Annotated in this window: 18 protein-coding genes; 7 read left to right on the top strand and 11 right to left on the bottom strand. The window is 71.6% G+C overall.

The window, feature by feature from the left end:
• Nucleotides 1–21: 21 nt before the first annotated feature.
• The 3 genes from MTDSW087_RS15120 to MTDSW087_RS15130 form a co-directional block, all read right to left on the bottom strand.
• Nucleotides 22–618 (bottom strand): hypothetical protein, encoded by a 597-nt coding sequence (locus tag MTDSW087_RS15120; RefSeq protein ID WP_144765270.1) that lies wholly within the window; start codon nucleotides 616–618, stop codon nucleotides 22–24.
• Nucleotides 619–706: 88 nt separating this feature from the next.
• On the bottom strand, nucleotides 707–1,570 hold the full coding sequence (locus MTDSW087_RS15125; protein WP_144765272.1) for a universal stress protein: 864 nt from the start codon (nucleotides 1,568–1,570) through the stop codon (nucleotides 707–709).
• A 103-nt stretch (nucleotides 1,571–1,673) separates the two neighbouring features.
• Complete coding sequence (locus tag MTDSW087_RS15130) at nucleotides 1,674–2,747, bottom strand: acyltransferase family protein (protein WP_144765273.1); 1,074 nt, start codon at nucleotides 2,745–2,747, stop codon at nucleotides 1,674–1,676.
• A 202-nt stretch (nucleotides 2,748–2,949) separates the two neighbouring features.
• Between MTDSW087_RS15130 and MTDSW087_RS15135 the strand changes: the two genes are divergently transcribed.
• Nucleotides 2,950–3,648, top strand: a complete 699-nt coding sequence (locus tag MTDSW087_RS15135; protein WP_144765276.1) for a DUF4142 domain-containing protein — start codon at nucleotides 2,950–2,952, stop codon at nucleotides 3,646–3,648.
• An 86-nt stretch (nucleotides 3,649–3,734) separates the two neighbouring features.
• Here the strand turns inward: MTDSW087_RS15135 and MTDSW087_RS15140 are convergent, their stop codons facing one another.
• Nucleotides 3,735–4,400 carry a carbonic anhydrase gene (locus tag MTDSW087_RS15140; RefSeq protein WP_144765278.1) on the bottom strand — a complete coding sequence of 222 codons (666 nt, stop codon included), beginning with the start codon at nucleotides 4,398–4,400 and terminating at the stop codon, nucleotides 3,735–3,737.
• Between the two features lie 64 nt (nucleotides 4,401–4,464).
• On the bottom strand, nucleotides 4,465–4,974 hold the full coding sequence (locus MTDSW087_RS15145; protein ID WP_144765280.1) for an NUDIX hydrolase: 510 nt from the start codon (nucleotides 4,972–4,974) through the stop codon (nucleotides 4,465–4,467).
• Nucleotides 4,975–5,145: 171 nt separating this feature from the next.
• On the opposite strand from MTDSW087_RS15145, the gene MTDSW087_RS15150 reads away from it, so the two are divergent.
• Both MTDSW087_RS15150 and dut read left to right on the top strand, forming a co-directional pair.
• Nucleotides 5,146–6,030: an HpcH/HpaI aldolase/citrate lyase family protein gene (locus tag MTDSW087_RS15150; RefSeq protein WP_144765282.1), complete on the top strand. Its 885-nt coding sequence runs from the start codon at nucleotides 5,146–5,148 to the stop codon at nucleotides 6,028–6,030.
• Nucleotides 6,027–6,503: a dUTP diphosphatase gene (gene dut / locus MTDSW087_RS15155; protein WP_186383854.1), complete on the top strand. Its 477-nt coding sequence runs from the start codon at nucleotides 6,027–6,029 to the stop codon at nucleotides 6,501–6,503. Before MTDSW087_RS15150 ends, dut begins: the two co-directional genes overlap by 4 nt.
• A 121-nt stretch (nucleotides 6,504–6,624) precedes the next feature.
• On the opposite strand, the gene MTDSW087_RS15160 is transcribed toward dut, so the two are convergent.
• The 4 genes from MTDSW087_RS15160 to MTDSW087_RS15175 form a co-directional block, all read right to left on the bottom strand.
• On the bottom strand, nucleotides 6,625–8,478 hold the full coding sequence (locus tag MTDSW087_RS15160; protein ID WP_144765284.1) for a glycoside hydrolase family 15 protein: 1,854 nt from the start codon (nucleotides 8,476–8,478) through the stop codon (nucleotides 6,625–6,627).
• 467 nt (nucleotides 8,479–8,945) lie between these two features.
• Entirely contained in the window at nucleotides 8,946–10,352 is a 1,407-nt protein-coding gene (cysN, locus tag MTDSW087_RS15165) for a sulfate adenylyltransferase subunit CysN (protein ID WP_144765286.1), read from the bottom strand.
• Nucleotides 10,352–11,314, bottom strand: a complete 963-nt coding sequence (gene cysD, locus MTDSW087_RS15170; RefSeq protein ID WP_238179657.1) for a sulfate adenylyltransferase subunit CysD — start codon at nucleotides 11,312–11,314, stop codon at nucleotides 10,352–10,354. Before cysD ends, cysN begins: the two co-directional genes overlap by 1 nt.
• The gene (locus MTDSW087_RS15175; protein WP_144765288.1) at nucleotides 11,311–12,105 is read right to left on the bottom strand and encodes a phosphoadenylyl-sulfate reductase; all 795 of its coding nucleotides are present in this window, start codon (nucleotides 12,103–12,105) and stop codon (nucleotides 11,311–11,313) included. Before MTDSW087_RS15175 ends, cysD begins: the two co-directional genes overlap by 4 nt.
• 202 nt (nucleotides 12,106–12,307) lie before the next feature.
• On the opposite strand from MTDSW087_RS15175, the gene MTDSW087_RS15180 reads away from it, so the two are divergent.
• From MTDSW087_RS15180 to leuB, 4 genes are all read left to right on the top strand, one after another.
• On the top strand, nucleotides 12,308–12,823 hold the full coding sequence (locus MTDSW087_RS15180; protein ID WP_144765290.1) for an Lrp/AsnC family transcriptional regulator: 516 nt from the start codon (nucleotides 12,308–12,310) through the stop codon (nucleotides 12,821–12,823).
• A gap of 111 nt (nucleotides 12,824–12,934) precedes the next feature.
• Complete coding sequence (locus MTDSW087_RS15185) at nucleotides 12,935–14,701, top strand: diflavin oxidoreductase (protein WP_144765292.1); 1,767 nt, start codon at nucleotides 12,935–12,937, stop codon at nucleotides 14,699–14,701.
• Between the two features lie 322 nt (nucleotides 14,702–15,023).
• Nucleotides 15,024–16,850, top strand: coding sequence for an NADPH-dependent assimilatory sulfite reductase hemoprotein subunit (locus tag MTDSW087_RS15190; RefSeq protein WP_144765294.1), 1,827 nt, complete (start codon nucleotides 15,024–15,026; stop codon nucleotides 16,848–16,850).
• A 325-nt stretch (nucleotides 16,851–17,175) separates the two neighbouring features.
• Nucleotides 17,176–18,285, top strand: a complete 1,110-nt coding sequence (leuB, locus tag MTDSW087_RS15195) for a 3-isopropylmalate dehydrogenase (protein WP_144765296.1) — start codon at nucleotides 17,176–17,178, stop codon at nucleotides 18,283–18,285.
• Between the two features lie 186 nt (nucleotides 18,286–18,471).
• Here the strand turns inward: leuB and MTDSW087_RS15200 are convergent, their stop codons facing one another.
• Together MTDSW087_RS15200 and MTDSW087_RS15205 are read right to left on the bottom strand one after the other, a co-directional pair.
• Nucleotides 18,472–18,891, bottom strand: a complete 420-nt coding sequence (locus tag MTDSW087_RS15200; RefSeq protein ID WP_144765298.1) for a hypothetical protein — start codon at nucleotides 18,889–18,891, stop codon at nucleotides 18,472–18,474.
• Nucleotides 18,892–19,056: 165 nt separating this feature from the next.
• Nucleotides 19,057–19,917 carry a hypothetical protein gene (locus MTDSW087_RS15205; RefSeq protein WP_144765300.1) on the bottom strand — a complete coding sequence of 287 codons (861 nt, stop codon included), beginning with the start codon at nucleotides 19,915–19,917 and terminating at the stop codon, nucleotides 19,057–19,059.
• Between the last annotated feature and the right edge of the window lie 347 nt (nucleotides 19,918–20,264).

Raw genomic sequence — 20,264 nt, forward strand, 5'->3', positions numbered from 1 at the left:
CCGCGCTCCCGTCGCCGGGCATCAGAGTGCCGGCCGCACGCCGAGGCGCCCGACCGCGATGGTGTCGGCGTTGAGGAGGCCCTTGGCGTCGGTGCGGGCGAAGACCACCACGTTGGCGCCCGGCACCAGCAGCGCCCTCTCGCCCGGCCCGATCTGCGTCGTCGGCGTGTCCCGCGGCAGGGTGAAGCTCGGCGTGTCCTCGCCGTGGCGCAGGCGGACATGGACCGGGTCGGACCCGGTCCGGTCGGCGATCCAGCCGCCCGTCAGGGTGGCGCCGGGGCCGGTATCCCAGGGCTGGCTGCCCGCCTCGAAGCCGCGCTCGGAAGGGGCGTAGAGCGCGACCTCCCGCGCCGCCCGTCCCTCGCCCTTCGGCTCCGAGATCACGCTGATGTAGCTCTCCGGCTTGATGTCGCGGATCCGGCTCCGGGTGGCGATGAGCAACCGGGTCTTCGGGTTCATGTAGGCCGTCACCGTGCCGCCGTCGTAGCGGCGCACCACCAGGGTGTCGTCGGCGCGCATCTCCACCGTTCCGCGGATGCGGGCGAGGCCGTTGACGGCGTCGGCCGGGCCGGAGAGGGCGAGGCCGACGAGGGCGGTTCCGATCGCGGTTCTGATCACGCTTGTGGTCCTGGGCGCGTGCCGGATTGGCGCTGCCGCAACGCCACCGGACGGCCGAGGTTCCTGCGCCGCGGTGCCGCGGGCGGTCTCAGTGCGCCATCAGGACCGGCAGGTCGGCATGGGTCAGGAGGTGGCTCGTCGGGCCGCCGAAGATCATCTGGCGCAGGCGGCTCTGGGTGTAGGCGCCCTTGATCAGGAGGTCGCAGCCGAACTCCATCGCCTCGGTGAGGTAGGTCTCGCCCGGCGTGCGCCGCCCGGCCGGCATGGCCTTGAACTCGGCGGCGATCCCTTCGCAGGCCAGCGCCCGGGCGAGGTCCTCGGCGCTCGGCCCCGGCACGGTGCCGCCCTCGACGCTGAGGACCAGGGTGCGCTTGGCGGCGCGCAGGAAGGGCATCGCGAAGGCCACCGCCCGCGCGGTCTCGGTGGAGCCGTTCCAGGCGATCACGATCGCCTCGCCGAGGCCGGTCGGGGCGGTGGGGGGCGCCAGCAGGATCGGGCGCCCCCCCTCGAACAGCGCGGTCTCGAAGGTCGCCATGCTGGGCGCTCCGTCCGTGGAGCCGGGCCGGCCGACGACGGTGGCCGAGAACAGGCGGGCATATTGCCCGAGGAAGCTGTCGCCCGCCGGCACGTCCTGGCGCCAGCGATAGCGCGGGCCGGCATCCAGCACCTTCTCCGGCACGCACAGGCCGTCGCGGGCGTGGCGGGGGATGCCGGCCCCGTCCATGAAGGCGATGAAGCGGCCGCCCGCCTCCTCGGCCTCGGCGCGGTCGGCCTCCTCGTCGCGCAGCCAGGTCATGCCGCCGACCATGTCGACGGGCACGTATTCGGCGAGCGCGGGCCGGAGGGACACGCCCTCGATCAGGCTGCCGAAGCGCTGCGCCACGAGGCGCGTCGTCTCGAAGACGGAGGGCAGCGTGTCGTGCAGCGTCACGGGAACGAGCAGGGTCTTCATCGCCGGATCCTCTCTGGGGGCGCGGGCCGGGGGCCGCCGCCGGGTCTTCGGCGCGGAGGCTAATGCGCGCGGCGCCGCCGGGAAATCGCCTGCGGCAGGCGGCTCACACGGTTTTCGCGCGCGGCGCCGCATCGGCGCGGTCGAGCCGGCGCCGCAGCCGGCGCGTCAGGGGCCGCTCGACGAGGCGGTAGGTGAGGATCGCGGCGGCGACGCTGCCCGCGAGCATCAGGGCGCCGACCCCGATGCCGCCGAGCGCCGGCGCCGCTCCGAGCCGCAGGACGGCCTCGCGCACGGCCCGCAGGGCGAAGGGGTGGACGAGGTAGAGGGCGTAGGAGGCATCGCCCAGCAGGACCGGGAGGCGGACCAGGGGGCGCCGGGCGGGCGCCTCGCTGCGGCCGAGGGCGGCGGCGGCCACCAGCATCGCGGCCGGCAGGCCGGCCAGGATGGGGCGGCCGAAGCCGGCGGGCTCGCCTGACGCGACGAGCGCGAGGCCGGCGAGCCCCGCGAGTGCCAGGGCGAGGCGCAGAGCCGCGGCGAGGCGGAGGCCGTGATGATGGACGAGCCCGAGACCGGCGCCGAACAGGAACTCCGCGACGATCGGGTCCGACCAGAAGGCGAGCGGCGCCGGCAGCGGGCGGAAGGCCGCGCCCGCCGCGACCAGTACGGCGAACAGGGCGGCGGTCCAGGCCACCGTCCGGGCCCGGCCGTGCCCGAGGCCGAGTGCGAAGACGGCGTAGAAGAACATCTCGTAGTTGAGCGTCCAGCCGAGGCCGTAGAGCGGCAGCAGGCTGCCATCGGTCCGCGCCGCCGGCCAGAACAGGAAGGAGGCCGCGACATAGGCCGGGTCGGCGGCCGCAGCGGCGTCGCCGAGCGCCCGCGGCGCGGCGAGCGCCACCAAGAGGAAGAGCAGGGTGACGAGCCAGTAGAGCGGCACCACCCGGGCGATGCGGTGGACGAGGAAGCGGGCCCGGCCGCCGGGCCGGTCGTAATCCGGGCCGGTGGCGTGGACCATGATGAAGCCGGAGATCACGAAGAACACGTCGACGCCGGCCCACCAGGGCATCAGGGCCGCTCCCCCGCTGCCGAGGCTCAGCGCGCCGAGCTCGTGCCGCAGGTGGTGGGCGACCACCATCAGCGCGGCGAGGGCCCGCAGGACTTGGAGGAGGTCGAGCCTCACCGATGCGTCCTGCCGCGCGGCTGTCTCAAGCGTGACAGTATTGGCTCCGACAAAACCCACGGCGTGTTCAAATTCCCAGGAACCAAGGCCCGTAACCCTCGTTTACGGCGTGAAGCGAGACCGGCGTTCCTGCCGGTTCCAGTCGCTCAGGCGCATGCGCCGAGCAGGCTGATACGCTGCACATCTTCATTCGAGGTACGGAATGCTCAAGACATACGCCGCCGTGTCCGCCCTTGTGATTGCGATGTCCACGCCCGCCATGGCGCAGGGCATGATGGATTACCGCCTGCAGGCCCTGCAGGCCAATGCCTTCGAGATCCAGGCGAGCCAGATCGCCCTGTCGAAATCGCGCAACCCCAAGATCCGCACCTTCGCCCGCGAGGCGATCCGCGACCACCGCGCGGCCAATGCCGCGCTTGCCGGCGGTGACGGCCCGATGGCCATGGGCGGCCCGGGCGACCTGATCGGCGCGCCGATCGCGGTGGCGGGCGGGGCCGTCGGGGCGGCCACGGGCGCGGCGGGCGGCGTCGTCGGCGGCACGCTGAACGGCGGCCCGGTCGGCGCCGTCGAGGGCGCGACCTCGGGCGCGGCGCGCGGCGCCGCCGCTGGCAGCCGGATCGGCCGCGGCGACGTGGACACCACGGCGGGCACCCTGGTCCAGCCGAACCCCGAGCAGCAGGCCATGCTGGCCGAGCTGTCGGCGGCCCCGGCCGGCGCGCAGTTCGATCGCCTCTACGTGAGCCAGCAGCTCAAGGCGCACCAGATGGCGATCGGCATGACCCAGGCCTACGCCCAGACCGGCCCGAACCCGGCGCTCCGCACCTACGCGCAGCAGGCGCTGCCGGTCTACCAGATGCATTACGAGCAGGCGCAGCGCCTGCCCGGCGGCCGCAGCATGTGAGGCCGCGTCCCCCGGCTCCGGCCGGGGGAGGTTCCGCTCGATCGGGGCGGCGAGCCGAGAGGTTCGCCGCCCTTCGCGCGTCCGGCTCAGGTGCACGTGATGGTGGCGGAGGGGCGGATCGGGCTGCCCTGCCCGTCGACAGCGGGGCCGAAATCGCCGGTCTGCGGGTCGCGCACCAGCAGCTGGCCGCTCGCCACGCCGAAATGGGCGCCGTGCAGCTGAAGCTTGCCCGCCTCGACCCGCTCCTTGATGAAGGGGAAGGTCAGCAGGTTCTCGATGCTCTGGCTCACCATCGCGTGCTCCAGGCGGGTGAGGTAGTCCGTGGCCGAGGAATCGCCGGCCTTGGCCTCGGCCGGGGCGACGAGGGAGACCCACTTGCCGATGAAGTTGCCGGGCGAGAGCGGCTTGGCCTTGTTGGCATAGGCCTTGATGCCGCCGCAGGTGGCGTGGCCGAGCACCACGATGTGCTCCACCTCGAGCGACTGCACCGCGAACTCGATCGCCGCCGAGGTGCCGTGATAGTCGCCGCCGGTCTCGTAGACGGGCACGATGTTGGCGACGTTGCGGATCACGAAGAGCTCGCCGGGCCCCGCATCGAAGATCGCCTCGGGCGCGACGCGGCTGTCGCAGCAGCCGATCACCAGCACGTCAGGATCCTGGCTGGTGGCGAGCTGCTTGAAGCGGCGGCTTTCCTGCGGGAAGCGGTCCGAGAGGAAGGAGCGGTAACCCTCGGTCAGGGCTTGGGGGAACATGCGGTCTCCTGCAGCTGGCGGCCGGCATTCGGCGGCGGATGGTTCGGGCGTCGCGCCTAAAAGATCAGGCGTCGCGCCAGGTCAGGCGCACGGGCTCGGTGGGAACCCTGTCCTCGATCACGGCCCGCGCCAGCTCCCCAAGTCCCGCCGGCTCGATGTGTTCCTCGGTCGCGCACAATTCGTTGACGGGCCACCAATGCGTGCCGAGCACGGGGTTGTCCTCGGTCTCTGCGAGCAGGCTGGTATCGACCCGGTCGTCGGGCAGGCGCACCAAGAAGTAGCGCTCGCGCGCGTCGCGCGACTGCTTGAACAGGTGGAAGGGGCCGTCGCAGGCGGCGATCTGGGGCCCGATCTCGGCCTCACGACCGATCTCCTCCTGAAGCTCGCGGCGGCAGGCCTCCACATGGCTCTCGCCGGGCTCCAGCCCGCCGCCGGGCATGAACCAGAAGGTCTTGGGGTTTCCATCCGGTCCCGTGGCGTGGACCGACTGGTAGCGGATCAGCAGCAGGCGATCCTGCGGGTCGAAGACGAGGGCGCGGGCGATGTGCCGGACGTGAAGCGCGGATTCGGTCATGGCCATCGGGTTAGCAGGATTTGGCGGCGGCCTCCCGTGAATTCGGGTTGGCTCCGGGGCAAGGAGAATTTGGGGCCGCCGGGCCGCTGCTCTCGCCGCCATTGCCGCCTTGTCTCCGCTCACCGCTCCCTGTATCGGCCGGTCGTTCCGAGGATCTGGGGAGAGGGTGCCATGACCGAGATCCGCCCGCGCCGCAGCGTGCTCTCCATGCCGGGCTCCAATCCCCGCGCCCTGGAGAAGGCGCGCGGCCTGCCCTGCGACGTGGTGATGATCGACCTCGAGGACGCGGTGGCGCCCGAGGTGAAGCCGCAGGCCCGCGAGGCCGTCGCCGCGGCTGTCGCGGCCAAGTCCTTCGGCCGCCGCGAGGTGGTGGTGCGCATCAACCCCCTCGACGGCGACCACGGCGAGGACGACCTCGCCGCGCTCGCGCCTGCGGGACCCGATGCGGTGCTGGTGCCGAAGGTGACCGGGGCCGACACGCTCGTGGCTGTGGGCTCGCGCCTGCGCCGGCTGAAGGCTTCGCCCCAGACCCGGATCTGGGCGATGATCGAGAGCCCGGCCGCCATCCTCAACCTCGCCGACATCGCGAGCGCGGCCCGTGACGTGGACGTGCGCCTCGCCTGCCTCGTGGTCGGCCCGAACGACCTCCTGAAGGCGGGCCGCCTGCGGCCGGTGCCGGGCCGGGCGGCGCTGATGCCCTGGCTGATGAGCGCGGTCGCCGCCGCCCGGGCCTACGAGATCGACGTGATCGACGGCATCTACAACGCCTTCGAAGACGCCGACGGCTTCGCGGCCGAGTGCGCGCAGGGCCGCGATTGCGGCTTCGACGGCAAGATGCTGATTCATCCGAGCCAGATCGCGGCCGCCAACGCCGCCTTCGGCCCGACACCGGACGAGACCGCCGAGGCGGAGGCCCTGATCGCCGCCTTCTCCGAGCCCGAGAATCGCGGGCGCGGCGCCATCCCCTTCCGCGGCCGGATGGTGGAGCGCCTGCATGCCGAGGAGGCGCGGCGCGTCCTGGTGCTCGCCGAGTCCATCGCGCAGCTCCGGGCGTGAGCGGTCCGGACCTGCCCGAGATCGCGGTCCGGATCCTCGATCCGCGGCTCGCCGGCTGGGGCTTCCCGCGCTGGGGCTCGGAGGCCGCGGCCGGGCTCGACCTGCATGCCTGTCTCGACGCGCCGCTGACGCTCGATCCGCAGGGGCCCCCCGCCCTGATCCCGGCGGGGTGCTGCCTGATGATCGGCGATCCCGCCTGGTGCGGGCTCGTCTTCCCGCGCTCGGGCCTCGGCCACCGCGAGGGGCTCGTCCTCGGCAACGGGACGGGCGTGATCGACGCCGATTACGAGGGGCCGCTCCTGATCTCGGCCTGGAACCGCAACCCGGCCCCGGGCGCGCCGATCGTGATCGAGCCGGGCGCCCGCATCGCGCAGATCGTGTTCACGCGCATCGCCCGCCCGCGCCTCCGCCTGGTCGAGGCCGCGTCGGGCTCGGCCCGCGGCGCCGGCGGCTTCGGATCGAGCGGCGTCTGAATCCGGGGATCCCAAAGGGATCATCCCTTTGGTGGGGTCTCGGGGCGAAGCCCTGATGGACATTCCAGGGCTCCGCCCTGGACCCGCCAAAGGCCTGAGGCCTTTGGAAACCCGGATTCTTTTATTCCGCCGCGTGGCGCGGCTCATCCTCCGGCAGGCCGAAGCGGTCGATGCAGGCTTCGAGCCGCAGGGCCGCGTTGACCAGCGCCATATGCGAGAATCCCTGCGGGACGTTGCCGCGCTGCTCGCCGGTGGCGGCGTCGATCTCCTCCGCGAACAGGCCGAGGTCGTTGCCCCGCCCGATCAGCCGCTCGAACACGGCCGTGGCCTCGCGGGTGCGGCCGGCCAGCGCAAGGCAGCCCACGCGCCAGAAGGCGCAAGGGGTGAAGGTCGCCTCTTCGCCCCGCAACCCGTCCTCAGCGCGGTAGCGGTAGATCAGGTCGCCCGCGCCCAATTCCTTCTCGATGGCGGCGAGGGTCGCCAGCATGCGCGGGTCGTCCGCGTCGATCGCGCCGAACAGCACCACGCGCAGCACCGCCGCGTCGAGATCGGTCGAGCCGTAGGCGCCGACGAAGGCCTGGCGATCCGGGTTCCAGCAGGTCTCCAGATACTCGGCGCGGAGCGCCGCGGCCTCCCGCTCCCAATAGGCGATCGTCTCCGGCGGCACCCCGTCGATGCGGCGGCCGATGCGGGCGGCGTCGGTGAGCGCCACCCAGATCATCGCCTTGCTGTGGAGCTGGTGGCGGGGCTCCGTGCGCAGCTCCCAGATGCCGTGGTCGGGCCGGTCGCGGGCGGCGAGCGCCCGGCGGGTGAGGTTGTCGAGCACCTCGGGCAGGCGGTCGTTGACCTTCTCGGGCGGGTCGTAATTCACCGCCTCCAGGAACACGGCGATGGCGCGGATCAACTCGCCGAAGATGTCGTGCTGGTCCTGCAACTCGGCGGCGTTGCCGACGAGGACCGGCCCGATCCCGTTCCAGCCGGCGAGATGATCGAGCGCCTCCTCGGGCGGCATCGGCCCGGTGATGCCGTAGAGCAGCTTCGTCTCCCGGCCGAAGCTGCCATCCGCCTCGCGCAGGAAGCGCAGGAACTCGGAGGCCTCGCGCACGTAGCCGAGCATCATGAAGGCGGTGACCGTGAAGGTCGCGTCCCGCATCCAGGTGAAGCGGTAATCGTAGTTGCGCTCCCCCGGCACCGCCTCGGGCAGGCCCGCGGTCGCGGCGGCGATGATGGCGCCGGTGGGCGAGTAGGTCAGCAGCTTCAGGCAGAGCGCGGAGCGCAGCACCGCCTCGCGATAGGGGCCGCGATAGCAGCAGCGCCCGCTCCAGCGCCGCCAATAGTCGATCGTCGCCTCGACCCGGGCGTGGGCGCTGGCGAAATCGTCGATGCCGGCCGTGTCGCCGTCCTCGCCATGGGTGAGGACGAGGTAGGTGCTCTCGCCGGCGCGCAGGGAGAAGCGGCTCTCGGCCGCCTCGCCTGCCACGCGCGGCTCGCCCCCGCTCACCCGGATCCGCTGCTCGCCGGCCTCGAACAGCACCCAGTGCGCCTCCTGCACGGGGGTGCAGGCGCAGCGGGCGTAGTCGAAGGTCGGCCGCACGGTGAAGGTGCCGGAGAGCGTGCCCGCTTCGCAGGTGAGGAGGCGCAGGAGCCGGCTCTCCCCCTCCCCGTCCGGCCCTTCCTCGGGCTCGGGATTCGGCGGGTCGACCGGCATCAGGTCGAGGAGCACGGCCCGGCCGGTCCGCGTCTCGAAGGTGGTCTCCAGGACGTTGGTCTCAGGGACGTAGCGCCGGCTCGTCCGCTCCAGCCCGTCGAGGTCGATCCGGCAAAAGCCGCCCTTGTCGTCGTCGAGAAGCTTCAGGAACAGGGCCGGCGAATCGTGCCGCGGCCAGCACAGCCAGTCCACCGAGCCGTCCCGGGCGATAAGCGCGGTCGAGTGGGTGTCGCCGATGATGGCATAGTCGCTGATGGGTTTCGACACGGCGCTCGCTGGGTTGAGGATACGGGGCCGGCAGCTAGCGCAGGGCGGGGGCCGATCGACCCGGCTCGGCGAAATGCCACAGGCACGCGTTCTCATCCCCACGCGTCGTGTGACGCCGGAGGCCTGGCCGGAGAGGGAGACGCGGGGCGCCGCGGAGGCCGGCGACGCGGGAACCGCCGCGCTGCCCTTGGCCCGCGCCGGCGGTCATCCGGTTCGGGATCCCCGCTCGCGGCGCGGCGGGTTGCAGGACCCGTCGCGCTGCGGGACAGCGCGTGGGGAGCTGCGTGCGTGTTTCGCGCTCGGATATCAAGCTTATCGTCATAAGCCGGGCCCGCTCTCCTCCCCCTCGCGGGAGGAGCCGGAGGTGGGGATGGTGCAGACGGCACCGCCCCACCTCACCCTGGGCCACCCTCGCAAGGGGGCGGAGAACGACGGAGCCGAATGTCAGGCTCGTCGCCGTCTGGTCTTCAGCCCCCGAGCAGGCCGCGCAGCTTCGCCAGGAGGCCGCGGGCCTCGGGCTTGGCGGCGACGACCTCGGCCACCACCGGAGCGGCGTGCTTCGGCTCCGCCGGGCGCGGCGCCTGGACGAGCCCGAGCGCCGCCGTGTCGGTGGTCTCGCGGTCGATCAGGATGAGGCCGCCGGTCTCGCGGTTCTCGGCATAGGGGTCGAAGGCCACCGGACGGTCGAGGGTGATCGTCACGTCGGCGATGTCGTTGGCGGTGAGCTGCTCGGCCGGGCCGGGCTGGCCGGTCTCCGGGTCGATGCGGGTGCGGATCGCCGTGACGGTGGCGTTGGTCGTCACCGTGCCGATCTTGGCGAGCAGCGCGGCGCCGGGCGCGAGCGGGCTCTCGGAGGCCCAGAACAGGCGGACCTCCAGGGTGTTCGAGACCTGGACCGGGCGATCCGCGGCCGCGATCACGTTGCCGCGCGAGGCGTCGACCTGATCGGCGAGGACGATCGTGACCGACTGGTCCTCGCCGGCCTCCGCGAGGTCGCCGTCGGCGGTGTAAATGCGGGCCACCGTCGAGGTCCGGCCGTTCGGCGCGATGGTGACGCTGTCGCCCGGGCGCACCCGGCCCGACGCGATCCGGCCCGAATAGCCGCGGAACTCGGAATTCGGCCGGTTGACCCACTGCACCGCCATGCGGAAGGGGGCGGCGAGCGCCTCCTCGCGGATCGGCACCTCCTCGAGATAGGCGAGCAGGGTGCCGCCGTCGTACCAGGTGGCGGCGGTGCCCGGCAGGACGACGTTGTCGCCGTTCTTGGCCGAGAGCGGGATCGCCCGGATCTCGGAGAAGCCGAGATTCCGCGTGAAGGCGTTGAAGCCGGCCAGGATCTCCTCGAACTTGGTCTGCGACCAGCCGACGAGGTCCATCTTGTTCACCGCGAGCGCCACCCGCTTGATGCCGAGCATCGAGACGAGGAGCGCGTGCCGCCGCGTCTGCCGGGTGAGGCCCTGGCGGGCATCGACCAGGATCACGGCGAGGTCGGCCGTCGAGGCGCCGGTCGCCATGTTGCGGGTGTACTGCTCGTGGCCGGGCGTGTCGGCCACGATGAAGGAGCGCTTCTCGGTGGAGAAGAAGCGGTAGGCCACGTCGATGGTGATGCCCTGCTCGCGCTCGGCCTGGAGGCCGTCCACGAGGAGCGCGAGGTCGACCTCCTCGCCTTGCGTGCCGTGCTTGCGCGAATCCCGCTGCAGCGCCGAGATCTGGTCGTCGAAGATCTGCTTGGTGTCGTGCAGCAGGCGCCCGATCAGGGTGGACTTGCCGTCGTCCACCGAGCCGCAGGCGATGAAGCGCAGCACTTCCTTGCGCTGATGGGCGGCGAGGAAGGCCTCGTATCCGAAGGTTTCCGGCGACTGGTGGATCGTCATCAGAAGTACCCCTCCTGCTTCTTGCGCTCCATCGCGCCAGCCCCGTCCTTGTCGATCACGCGTCCCTGCCGCTCCGAGGTCCGCGCGGCCAGCGTCTCGCCGATGATCTCGGGCAGGGTCGTGGCCGGGCTCTCGAAGGCGCCGGTGAGCGGGTAGCAGCCGAGCGTGCGGAAGCGGACCCGGCGCATCTGCGGGGCCTCACCCGGCTCCAGCGGCAGGCGCTCGTCGTCCACCATGAGGAGCTGGCCGTCGCGCTCGACGACGGGACGCTCCTTGGCGAAGTAGAGGGGCACGATCGGGATGTTTTCCTGCTCGATGTAGAGCCAGATATCGAGCTCGGTCCAATTGGAGAGCGGGAAGATCCGCAGGGATTCACCGCGCTTCTTCTTCATGTTGTACAGATGCCAGGGCTCGGCGCGCTGGCGCTTCGGGTCCCAGCGGTGCTGCGCGGTGCGCAGGCTGACGATGCGCTCCTTGGCGCGGCTCGCCTCCTCGTCGCGGCGCGCGCCGCCGAAGGCCGCGTCGAACTTGTGCTTGTCCAGCGCCTGACGCAGGGCCTGCGTCTTCATCACGTCGGTATGCACCTCGGAGCCGTGGCTGATCGGGCCGACGCCCTTGGCGAGCCCGTCCGGGTTGGTGTGCACCAGAAGGTCCAGGCCGAGCTCCTTCGCCCGCTGGTCGCGGAAGGCGATCATCTCGCGGAACTTCCAGGTCGTGTCGACGTGGAGCAGCGGGAAGGGCAGCCGGCCCGGCGCGAAGGCCTTGAGCGCGAGGTGCAGCAGGACCGAGGAATCCTTGCCGATCGAGTAGAGCATCACCGGGTGCTCGGTCTCGGCGACCGTCTCCCGGAAGATGTGGATGCTCTCCGCCTCGAGGCGCTGCAGATGCGTCAGACGCGCGTGGCGCTGGGCTTGGCTCAGTTCCTGGGTCAGCGCGGCTCTCGCCGAGGAAGCGGCGCTCATCGGGCCATCTCCAAATTCCGTGAGGTGTCGGGTTCGAATGCGGCGGCCTCGCGGCCGGGCTGCACGGAGGCCTCGGGGCGCCCAATATGCAGGCCGCATTCCTTCTTTTCTTCCTGCTCCCACCACCAGCGGCCGGCGCGCTCGGGCTCGCCGACGCGCACGGCCCGGGTGCAGGGGGCGCAGCCGATCGAGGGGAAGCCGCGGTCGTGGAGCGCGTTGTAGGGCACGTAATTGTCCCGCACGAAGCGGTCCACGTCCTCGCGCGACCAGTCGGCCAGCGGGTTGAGCTTGATCAGGTTCCGCTCGGCGTCGAAGCTGGCGAGCGGGGTGGCGGCGCGGTTGGCCGACTGGCCGGCGCGCAGGCCCGTGAGCCAGCCGCGCGCGCCCTCGAGCGCCCGGCCCAGCGGCTCGACCTTGCGGAAGCCGCAGCAGGCCTGCCGCGCGGCCACCGAGTGGCGGAAGCCGTTGATGCCCTCCTCGGCGACGAAGCGCTCCTCGGCCTCGCGCTCCGGCGCATAGGCCCGGATGCGGATGCCGTAGGCGGATTCGGTCTCGGCCCAGACGTCGTAGGTCTCGGGAAAGAGCCGGCCCGTGTCGAGGGTGACGATCTCGGTGCGGCCCTTGGCCAGCGCTAGGGCGTGGGTCAGCACCTGATCCTCGATGCCGAGGCTCGTCGTGAAGACCAGGCGGCCGGGCAGCTCGGCCTCGATCAGCCGGATCCGGCCGGCGAGGTCGCGCTCCTTCATGGCGGCGGCGAGAGAGTCCGCGGCCTGTGAGTCCAAGGCGTTCATGGCGTATCGGGTGGAAAACTGCGTTTGGTGTCTTCAGAAATGTTCGCTATAACGAACGAAGTCAAGGCGGGGTCGCCTTGCACGCGGTGCATCCAGCCCCGCGGCGAGAACGGAAGGCGCAACGGAGTCCGGGCGACCGGGTTGCGCCTGAGGGAAAGATCCTTCTCGCAAGCCGGCCCGCCCCTCTCTCGCAGGAGGCTCCGTGGATTCGATCGACCTGAAGATCCTGGCACTGCTCCAGACGGACGCGACGCTCTCCATTGCCACGATCGGCGAGCGCGTGGGCCTGTCGCAGACGCCGTGCTGGAAGCGCATCCAGCGCCTTGAGGCGGATGGGGTGATCGACCGGCGCGTGGCCGTGCTCGATCCGGTCAAGCTCGGCCTCGGGCTGACGGTGTTCGTCTCCATCGAGACCGCCGACCACTCCAGGGAGTGGCTGGAGCGCTTCGCCGAGACCGTGGCCTCGATGCCGGAGGTCTTGGAATTCTACCGGATGGCCGGCGACGTCGACTACATGCTGCGCGTGGTGGTGGCCGACATGCAGGCCTACGACACCTTCTACAAGAAGCTGATCGCCACGCTGCCGCTCAAGAACGTGACCTCGCGCTTCGCCATGGAGAAGGTGAAGTCCACCACCGCCCTGCCGCTTCCCGCTCCGCCCACCAACAGCCGCCATCTGCCGGGCACGGCCCCGTCGCTGGCGGTGGTGGGAGAATGAAATTCTCTTTCGCATCGCAACAACAGACGGCTTCTTCTCTCGGTATCTAGTTCTATAAAAAGAACGTCCCCCGTTGACAGAAGCCTCGCCGACGACGACATGGTCCAACTGATGTCACGCCCTGCCCTCCTCCCCCGAACCGCGCCCTTCGCCGACAGCGAGCGCGCCAGTCTCGACGCCGTGCTCGGCACGGCGACGCCCATCCAGCGCGCCTGGCTCGCGGGGTTCCTGGCGGGACTCGACGCCGCGGGCGGCCAGCCCGCCGCCGTCCCGGCCGCCCCGCCGAAGGCCGCCGAGCCGCTGACGATCCTCTACGCCAGCGAATCGGGGAACTCGGAGAAGCTCGCCGGCGACGTGGGCAAGCTCGCGCGCAAGCAGGGCTTCAAGCCGAAGGTGGTGGACTTCGCCGACCTCGACCTCGCGACCCTGCCCAAGGCCGGCAAGATCGTGGCCATCGCCGCCACCTGGGGCGAGGGCGAGCCGCCGGCCCGCGCGGTGCGCGCCTATGGCGAGCTGATGGGTGATTCGGCCCCCCGCCTCGACGGCGTCCAGTTCGCGGTGCTGGCTCTCGGCGACACGAGCTACGCGGAGTTCTGCGCCATCGGGAAGGCGCTCGACGCCCGCTTCGAGGCGCTGGGGGGCAAGCGCGCGGCCGAGCGCGCCGACCTCGACCTCGACTTCGAGAAGCCCGCCGCCGACTGGATCAAGGGCGCGCTGAAGGCGCTGGCGCCGGCCGCCGCCGACAACGTGGTGGCGGTGGATTTCGCCCGCGCCGGGGCGGCCGAGGACGACGAGGCCGAGCCGAGCCGCGAGCCGGTCGTGGTCGAGGTCGTCGACCACGTGAATCTCAATTCCTCGCGATCGGACAAGGAGACGATCCACCTGGCGCTCGCCTTCGAGGAGAGCGCGCCCGCCTACGAGCCGGGTGATTCGCTGGAGATCTATCCCGAGAACGACCCGCAGCTCGTCGAGGAGATCCTCAAGGCCGCCGGCCTCGCGGGCGACGAGGCCCTGCGCAAGGCGCTGCTCGCCGAGCGCGACATCACCACCCTCTCGGCCGCCACCGTCGAGCGCTTCGTGAAGGCCACGGGGCATGCCGAGGCGCAGCGGCTGATCGAGAGCGGCGAGGTCCGCGCCTGGATCGAGGGCCGCCACCTCATCGACCTGATCGAGACCTACCCGGCCAAGCTCTCGGCCGAGCACCTCAACACCATCACCCGGCCGCTGCCGCCGCGGGCCTACTCGATCGCCTCCTCGCGCAAGGAGGTGGGCGACGAGGTCCACCTGACCATCGCGGCGGTGCGCTACGAGACGCATGGCCGGGCCCGCGCCGGCGTCGCCTCGGTCCACGTGGCCGACCGCATCCGCAACGGCGCCAAGCTCCGCGTGCGGGTGAAGCCCAACCGCCATTTCCGCCTGCCGGCGGACCCGGCCACCGACATCATCATGGTCGGCCCCGGCACGGGCGTGGCGCCCTTCCGCGCCTTCGTGCAGGAGCGCCGCGCCGTCGAGGCCCCCGGCCGCTCGTGGCTGTTCTTCGGCGACCGCCAGTTCACCCACGACTTCCTGTACCAGCTCGAATGGCAGGAGGCGCTGGCCGACCGCTCGCTGACCAAGATCGACGTCGCCTTCTCGCGCGACCAGCGCGAGAAGATCTACGTGCAGGACCGGATCGCCGAGAACGCCAAGGACCTCGTCGCCTGGCTCGATGGCGGCGCCCATCTCTACGTCTGCGGCGACGCCAAGAACATGGCCCGCGACGTGCGCGCCGCCGTGGTGAAGGCCTACGAGGCGGTGAAGGGCCTGAGCGCGGCCGATGCCGAGGCGCAGGTCGCCGGCCTCGAGCGGAGCCACCGCTACCAGCAGGACGTTTACTAGGGACGAGGGCGCTCCAGAGCCGAAGCGGAGGCCGGTTCGGTGAAGGGGAGCGTCAAGACAAAGATTTAGAGTTGTTCTCGTTTGCAGCGCGATCGGGAACGGCTCTAGTCTCCGGAAGACACCTGCCCTCCCCCTCTGCGGGGGAGGGTGGCCCTCGCCTCGGCGAGGGTCGGGAGAGGGGAGCCCGGCCTCCGGAGGGGGGAGCATCGGTGAGAGGCGCAACCTCTCCTGCGGCGTCGCTCCCCTCTCCCGCCTCGCTCCGCTCGGCACCCTCCCCCGCAGCGGGGGGAGGGAGACGCGTTCAGCTATTCGGATACATCCCATGGACGACCACAGCCCCCGCGACGACGCCGACACCGCCGCCTCGCCCGAGCGCGTCTACGAGACGCCGCCGACCGAGCGGCCGATCACCGAGGCCGAGGCCGCGCGCGCGGCCAAGCTCGCCGCCAACGAGCACATCAAGATCGCGAGCGGCTATCTCCGCGGCACCCTCGCCGACGGCCTCCTCCAGCACGCCACCGGCGCGATCTCGGAGGATGACGGGCAGCTCGTGAAGTTCCACGGGATGTACCTGCAGGACGACCGCGACATCCGGGCCGAGCGCACCAAGAAGAAGCTCGACAAGGCCTACAGCTTCATGATCCGCCTGCGCATCGCCGGCGGCGTCGTCACGCCGAAGCAGTGGCTGATCCTCGACGACATCGCGACGACCTACGCCAACGGGACGCTGCGCGCGACCACGCGCCAGACCTTCCAGTATCACGGCGTCATCAAGTCGAACCTGAAGCGCACCATGGCGGCGATCGATGCGGCGCTGCTCGACACGATCGCGGCCTGCGGCGACGTCAACCGCAACGTCATGGCCGCCACGAACCCGGCCCAGACCGGAGCCCACAAGGCGGCCTACCAGCTCGCCAAGGACATCTCCGACTCGCTCCTGCCGAAGACCAATGCCTGGCGCGAGATCTGGCTCGACGGCGAGCGCGTGGTCGGCGGCGAGGATGCGAGCGAGGTCGAGCCGATCTACGGCAAGACCTACCTGCCGCGGAAGTTCAAGACCGTGGTCGCGGTGCCGCCCTCCAACGAGGTCGACATTTTCGCCCACGACCTCGGCTTCATCGCGATCCTCGACAAGAAGAACACGCTCACCGGCTGGAACGTCACCGTCGGCGGCGGCATGGGCATGACCCATGGCGAGACCGACACCTACCCGCGTACCGCCGACGTGATGTGCTTCGTGAAGCCCGAGGACGCGCTCAAGGCCGCCGAGGCGGTGATGACCGTGCAGCGCGACTGGGGCAACCGCAAGAACCGCAAGAACGCGCGCCTGAAATACACGATCGAGCGCTACGGCCTCGCCGCCTTCCGCGCCGAGGTGGAGAAGCGCGTCGGCAAGAAGCTTGCCGATCCGAAGCCCTTCACCTTCACCGGCAACGGCGACCGCTACGGCTGGGTCGAGGGCGAGGACGGGCGCCATCACCTCACGCTCTACGTGCCCTCCGGCCGCATCAAGGACATCGAGGCCGGGCCCCAGTTCCTCTCGGGGCTGCGCCGCATCGCCGAGGTGCATGAGGGCGATTTCCGCCTGACCGGCAACCAGAACGTGATCATCGCCAACGTCCCGGCCGCACGGAAGGCCGAGATCGACGCGCTGGTCGACGAATACGGCCTGACCAAGGATGCCGGCGCGCTGCGCCGCAACTCCCTGGCCTGCGTCGCCCTGCCGACCTGCGGCCTGGCGCTCGCCGAGAGCGAGCGCTACCTGCCCGACCTCGTCGCCGAGCTGGAGGAGAGCCTCGCGAGCCACGGCCTCCAAGACGAGGACATCACCATCCGCTCGACCGGCTGCCCGAACGGCTGCGCCCGGCCCTTCATCTCCGAGATCGGCCTCGTCGGCCGCGGCCCCGAGCGCTACCACCTCTATCTCGGCGCCGCCTTCGACGGCTCGCGCCTAAGCAAGCTCTACCGCGAGGACGTGACGGCGGGCGAGATCCGCTCCACCCTCGACCCGCTCTTCGCCGACTACGCGAAGGGCCGGAATCCGGGCGAGCATTTCGGCGACTACCTGATCCGCGCCGGCCACGTCGCCCGCACGATCAACGGGCCGGACTTCCACCTCCGCACCGGCGCGTTGAAGCCGGCTGCCTGATCCATCCCGCGCCCCGCTTCGGCGGGGCGCGCGCACTTCGTAGTCCTGTCCGACCCGCGCGGGATCGCCCTCCCCCCTCTGCAGGAGAGGGTGCCTTGCGGATGCAGCGCGGGAGAAGGGTGCGACGGCGCAGGATGGTGCGCGGCATCGATGCCGTGCCGGGACCCTGAAGCCGGGCTCCCCTCTCCCGACGCCCTTCGGGCGCCACCCTCCCCCGCAGAGGGGGGAGGGAGAGTCAGCAGGATTCCCCTCCCCGCTTGCCAAGCGGCCAGCCCCGTCGATACAGCCCCGGGCACGTATTCCCTGCGTGACGAGACGAGCGCCCATGGCCAGCTACAACCTCCTGCTCCTGCCCGGCGACGGGATCGGCCCCGAAGTGATGGCCGGCGTCGAGACGGTGCTCGCCGCCCTCAAGGAGACCGGCATCGCCAGCTTCGAGACCGAGACCGACCTCGTCGGCGGCTCGGCCATCGACGTGCACGGCAAGCCGCTCGCGGACGAGACCCTCGCCCGCGCCAAATCCGCCGACGCCATCCTGCTCGGCGCGGTCGGCGGGCCGAAATGGAACGGCGTCGCCTACGACATCCGCCCCGAGGCCGGCCTGCTGCGCCTGCGCAAGGATCTCGGCCTGTTCGCGAACCTGCGCCCGGCGATCTGCTACCCGGCCCTGGCCGACGCCTCGGCGCTGAAGCGCGAGCTGGTCGAGGGCCTCGACATCATGATCGTGCGCGAGCTCACCGGCGGCGTCTATTTCGGCGAGCCGAAGGAGATCACCGTGCTGCCGGACGGCTCGAAGCGGGCCGTCGACACCCAGGTCTACACCACGGGCGAGATCGAGCGGATCGCCCACGTCGCCTTCGACCTCGCGCGCAAGCGCTCCGGCCGCGTCGCCTCGGCCGAGAAGAACAACGTGATGAAGTCCGGCGTCCTCTGGAAGGAGGTCGTCACGCAGGTCCACGCGCAGCACTACACCGACGTGGAGCTGGAGCACGTGCTCGCCGACAACTGCGCCATGCAGCTCGTGCGGCGCCCGAAGCAGTTCGATGTGCTGGTGACCGACAACCTGTTCGGCGACGTGCTCTCCGACGTGGCCGCCATGCTCACCGGCTCCCTCGGCATGCTGCCCTCGGCCTCGCTCGGCGCGGCGGAGGCCGGCGGCCTGCGCAAGGCGCTCTACGAGCCGGTGCACGGCTCGGCCCCCGACATCGCGGGCGCCGACAAGGCGAACCCGATCGCGATGATCGGCTCGCTCGCCATGTGTCTGCGCTACTCCTTCGGCCTCGGCGAGGCGGCGGATCTGGTCGAGCGCGCCATCACCGACACGCTCGCCGCCGGCACCCGCACCGCCGACATCGCGACGGACGGCGCCACGGCGGTCGGCACCAAGGCCATGGCCGAGGCGATCGCCGCAGCACTCCGCGCCCGCGTGGCCTGAACCTGGGATCCCAAGGGCCTAGTCCCTTGGGCGGGGTATCGGGGCGGAGCCCTGATCTTCGATGACCAGGGCTCCGCCCTGGACCCGCGAGAGGGCTGAGCCTTCTCGACACCCGGATCCCAAACGAGAAAGGGGCGCGCGGCCCTCGCCGCGCGCCCCTTTTCGTGTCCGGGGTGGGTGTCGCGATCAGTACGGGTTGCCGTAGCGCGACACGTAGGAGGTCGGGTCGATCGCGTCGATGGCCGAGAGGTCGACGTTGCGGATCGCGGTCGAGCGGGCGCCGACGAAGGGGCCGTTGGTGATCGGGTCGGGCAGGATGCCGTAGCCGAAGCGGTCGTTGCGGCCATAGACCGGGTTCAGCGCGTTGGACTGCGCGATCAGGACCGGGTTGGTCGCCGGGTTCGACACCGAGCCGTTGCCGGGCTCGACCACGTTGCCGGCGTCGAGCCAGCTGCGCGGGCGGATGCGGATCGGCAGGGGGCGGCTGACCCGGTAGTAGCCGACGCCGGGGGCGTAGCCGTCCTGGGCCGCCGCGGGAGCCGGGGCGGCAAGGCCGAGGCCGGTCACGGCGAGGGCGCCCAGGAGGGCGATCTGGATCGAGCGCATGTCGCACCTTGGTTGAAGCGGGGCTGATCGTGGCGCCGATGTGTTAACAATCCGCGCCGCATTCTTGTGGAGTAGACGCCTGAGCGTTGCCGTTTGTTCCGCTCGCACGGCCGAGCTAACACGGTTTCGCCCAGGAATCGCCTCAATTTTTGTTGCCTGCGCGCGTCAGCCGCGCGAGCCCGACACCTGACGGCGACCGCGGATCGAGCCGGTGCGTCCGGCCGCCTCCGCCGCCGCGCTCGGCCTGGCATTGCCGCAGGCCGGATCGCGCCGCCCCTCCGCCGCGCGGAACACGCCGGCTGCCGGCTCCTCGGCGCCGTCGAGGGTCAGGCCGTCGAGGGCGCAGGCGAGCGCCCGCGGCTCCGGCGGCTGGCCGAGCGGCGCGCAGAGCCAGCCGTCGATGCGCGCCGGCGCGGCCTCCAGGGTGACGAAGCCGGTGCAGATCCGCCGCGCGGCGCCCGCGAGCGTCGCCTCCAGGGTCTCGACCGTGCCGAACTTGGTGGCGACCCGGCCGCGCGCGCCGGTGCGGATCACCGCCAGCGCCGGCCCGTCCGCGGCACGCCGGGCGAGGGTCACGAACAGGCTCGGCGGCGCCGCGGTGCCGGCATCGCGGGTCAGGGTCAGCCGCAGGGCGGGGGATTCGATCGCGTCGAAGGCGCCCCGCGCCACCACCTCCTCGCGCAGGCCCGTCGCCGGGTTGATCCGCGCCGGCTCGATCCGTACCGGGTCGAGCCCGTCGGGATCGGCGAGCGCCAGCCGCCCGGGCAGCGGCGCCAGGGCGGGCTTGGCCGGCGCGGCCGGGGTGGAGGGCACGAAGGGCGTGGCGGCGACCTCGGCCGGCGGTTCCGGCTGGGGTGCGGACGCCCGGCGCAGGCTGCCATGTGCGAGAAGGCTGAGCGCGGCGATCGCGGCGGAGGCGGCGGCGAGCCTGAGGGTGAGCGACACCAGCGGCAGCCGGCGTCGATCCGCCAGGCCCTCCGTCCCGCCCTCCCCGATCGGGGGCTCGAACCTGCGCTCGCTCTGCATCGCGGCCTTGCGTCACCTCCGGCGGGACGGCCCCGCCGGTGGCGAGCATGCCGCGGCGCGCCCAAGCGATCGGTTTCCGGCGGCGCGATGGTGCGGCGCTTTCTCCCGCCCTGGTGAATCCTCCGTTGCCGGATGAGAGAACCGCCCGTCCTGTTCGCGCACGCCCTTGACAGGGGTGGGAACCGGGCGTCTTGCTCTGGCCGGCCGCCGGCCCCACCTGCCTCGTCAGGTCGGGCCCGCCCGGCCATGCCCGGATTCGGGCAACGATCCGTGCCGGCCCGCGATGCGCGAGGCCGCCGGGACCGAAGGATCGCCGCGGACGGATCGTCGGATAGCGGAGAGGTAAG

The organism is Methylobacterium dankookense (assembly GCF_902141855.1).
Lineage (GTDB): Bacteria > Pseudomonadota > Alphaproteobacteria > Rhizobiales > Beijerinckiaceae > Methylobacterium > Methylobacterium dankookense.

Coding starts and splice junctions, on each gene's coding strand:
- MTDSW087_RS15125 (WP_144765272.1), bottom strand. CDS start 1,570: ATGAAGACCCTGCTCGTTCCCGTGACGCTGCACGACACGCTGCCCTCC.
- MTDSW087_RS15135 (WP_144765276.1), top strand. CDS start 2,950: ATGCTCAAGACATACGCCGCCGTGTCCGCCCTTGTGATTGCGATGTCC.
- MTDSW087_RS15140 (WP_144765278.1), bottom strand. CDS start 4,400: ATGTTCCCCCAAGCCCTGACCGAGGGTTACCGCTCCTTCCTCTCGGAC.
- MTDSW087_RS15145 (WP_144765280.1), bottom strand. CDS start 4,974: ATGACCGAATCCGCGCTTCACGTCCGGCACATCGCCCGCGCCCTCGTC.
- MTDSW087_RS15150 (WP_144765282.1), top strand. CDS start 5,146: ATGACCGAGATCCGCCCGCGCCGCAGCGTGCTCTCCATGCCGGGCTCC.
- cysN (WP_144765286.1), bottom strand. CDS start 10,352: ATGACGATCCACCAGTCGCCGGAAACCTTCGGATACGAGGCCTTCCTC.
- cysD (WP_238179657.1), bottom strand. CDS start 11,314: ATGAGCGCCGCTTCCTCGGCGAGAGCCGCGCTGACCCAGGAACTGAGC.
- MTDSW087_RS15175 (WP_144765288.1), bottom strand. CDS start 12,105: ATGAACGCCTTGGACTCACAGGCCGCGGACTCTCTCGCCGCCGCCATG.
- MTDSW087_RS15185 (WP_144765292.1), top strand. CDS start 12,935: ATGTCACGCCCTGCCCTCCTCCCCCGAACCGCGCCCTTCGCCGACAGC.
- MTDSW087_RS15190 (WP_144765294.1), top strand. CDS start 15,024: ATGGACGACCACAGCCCCCGCGACGACGCCGACACCGCCGCCTCGCCC.
- leuB (WP_144765296.1), top strand. CDS start 17,176: ATGGCCAGCTACAACCTCCTGCTCCTGCCCGGCGACGGGATCGGCCCC.
- MTDSW087_RS15200 (WP_144765298.1), bottom strand. CDS start 18,891: ATGCGCTCGATCCAGATCGCCCTCCTGGGCGCCCTCGCCGTGACCGGC.
- MTDSW087_RS15205 (WP_144765300.1), bottom strand. CDS start 19,917: ATGCAGAGCGAGCGCAGGTTCGAGCCCCCGATCGGGGAGGGCGGGACG.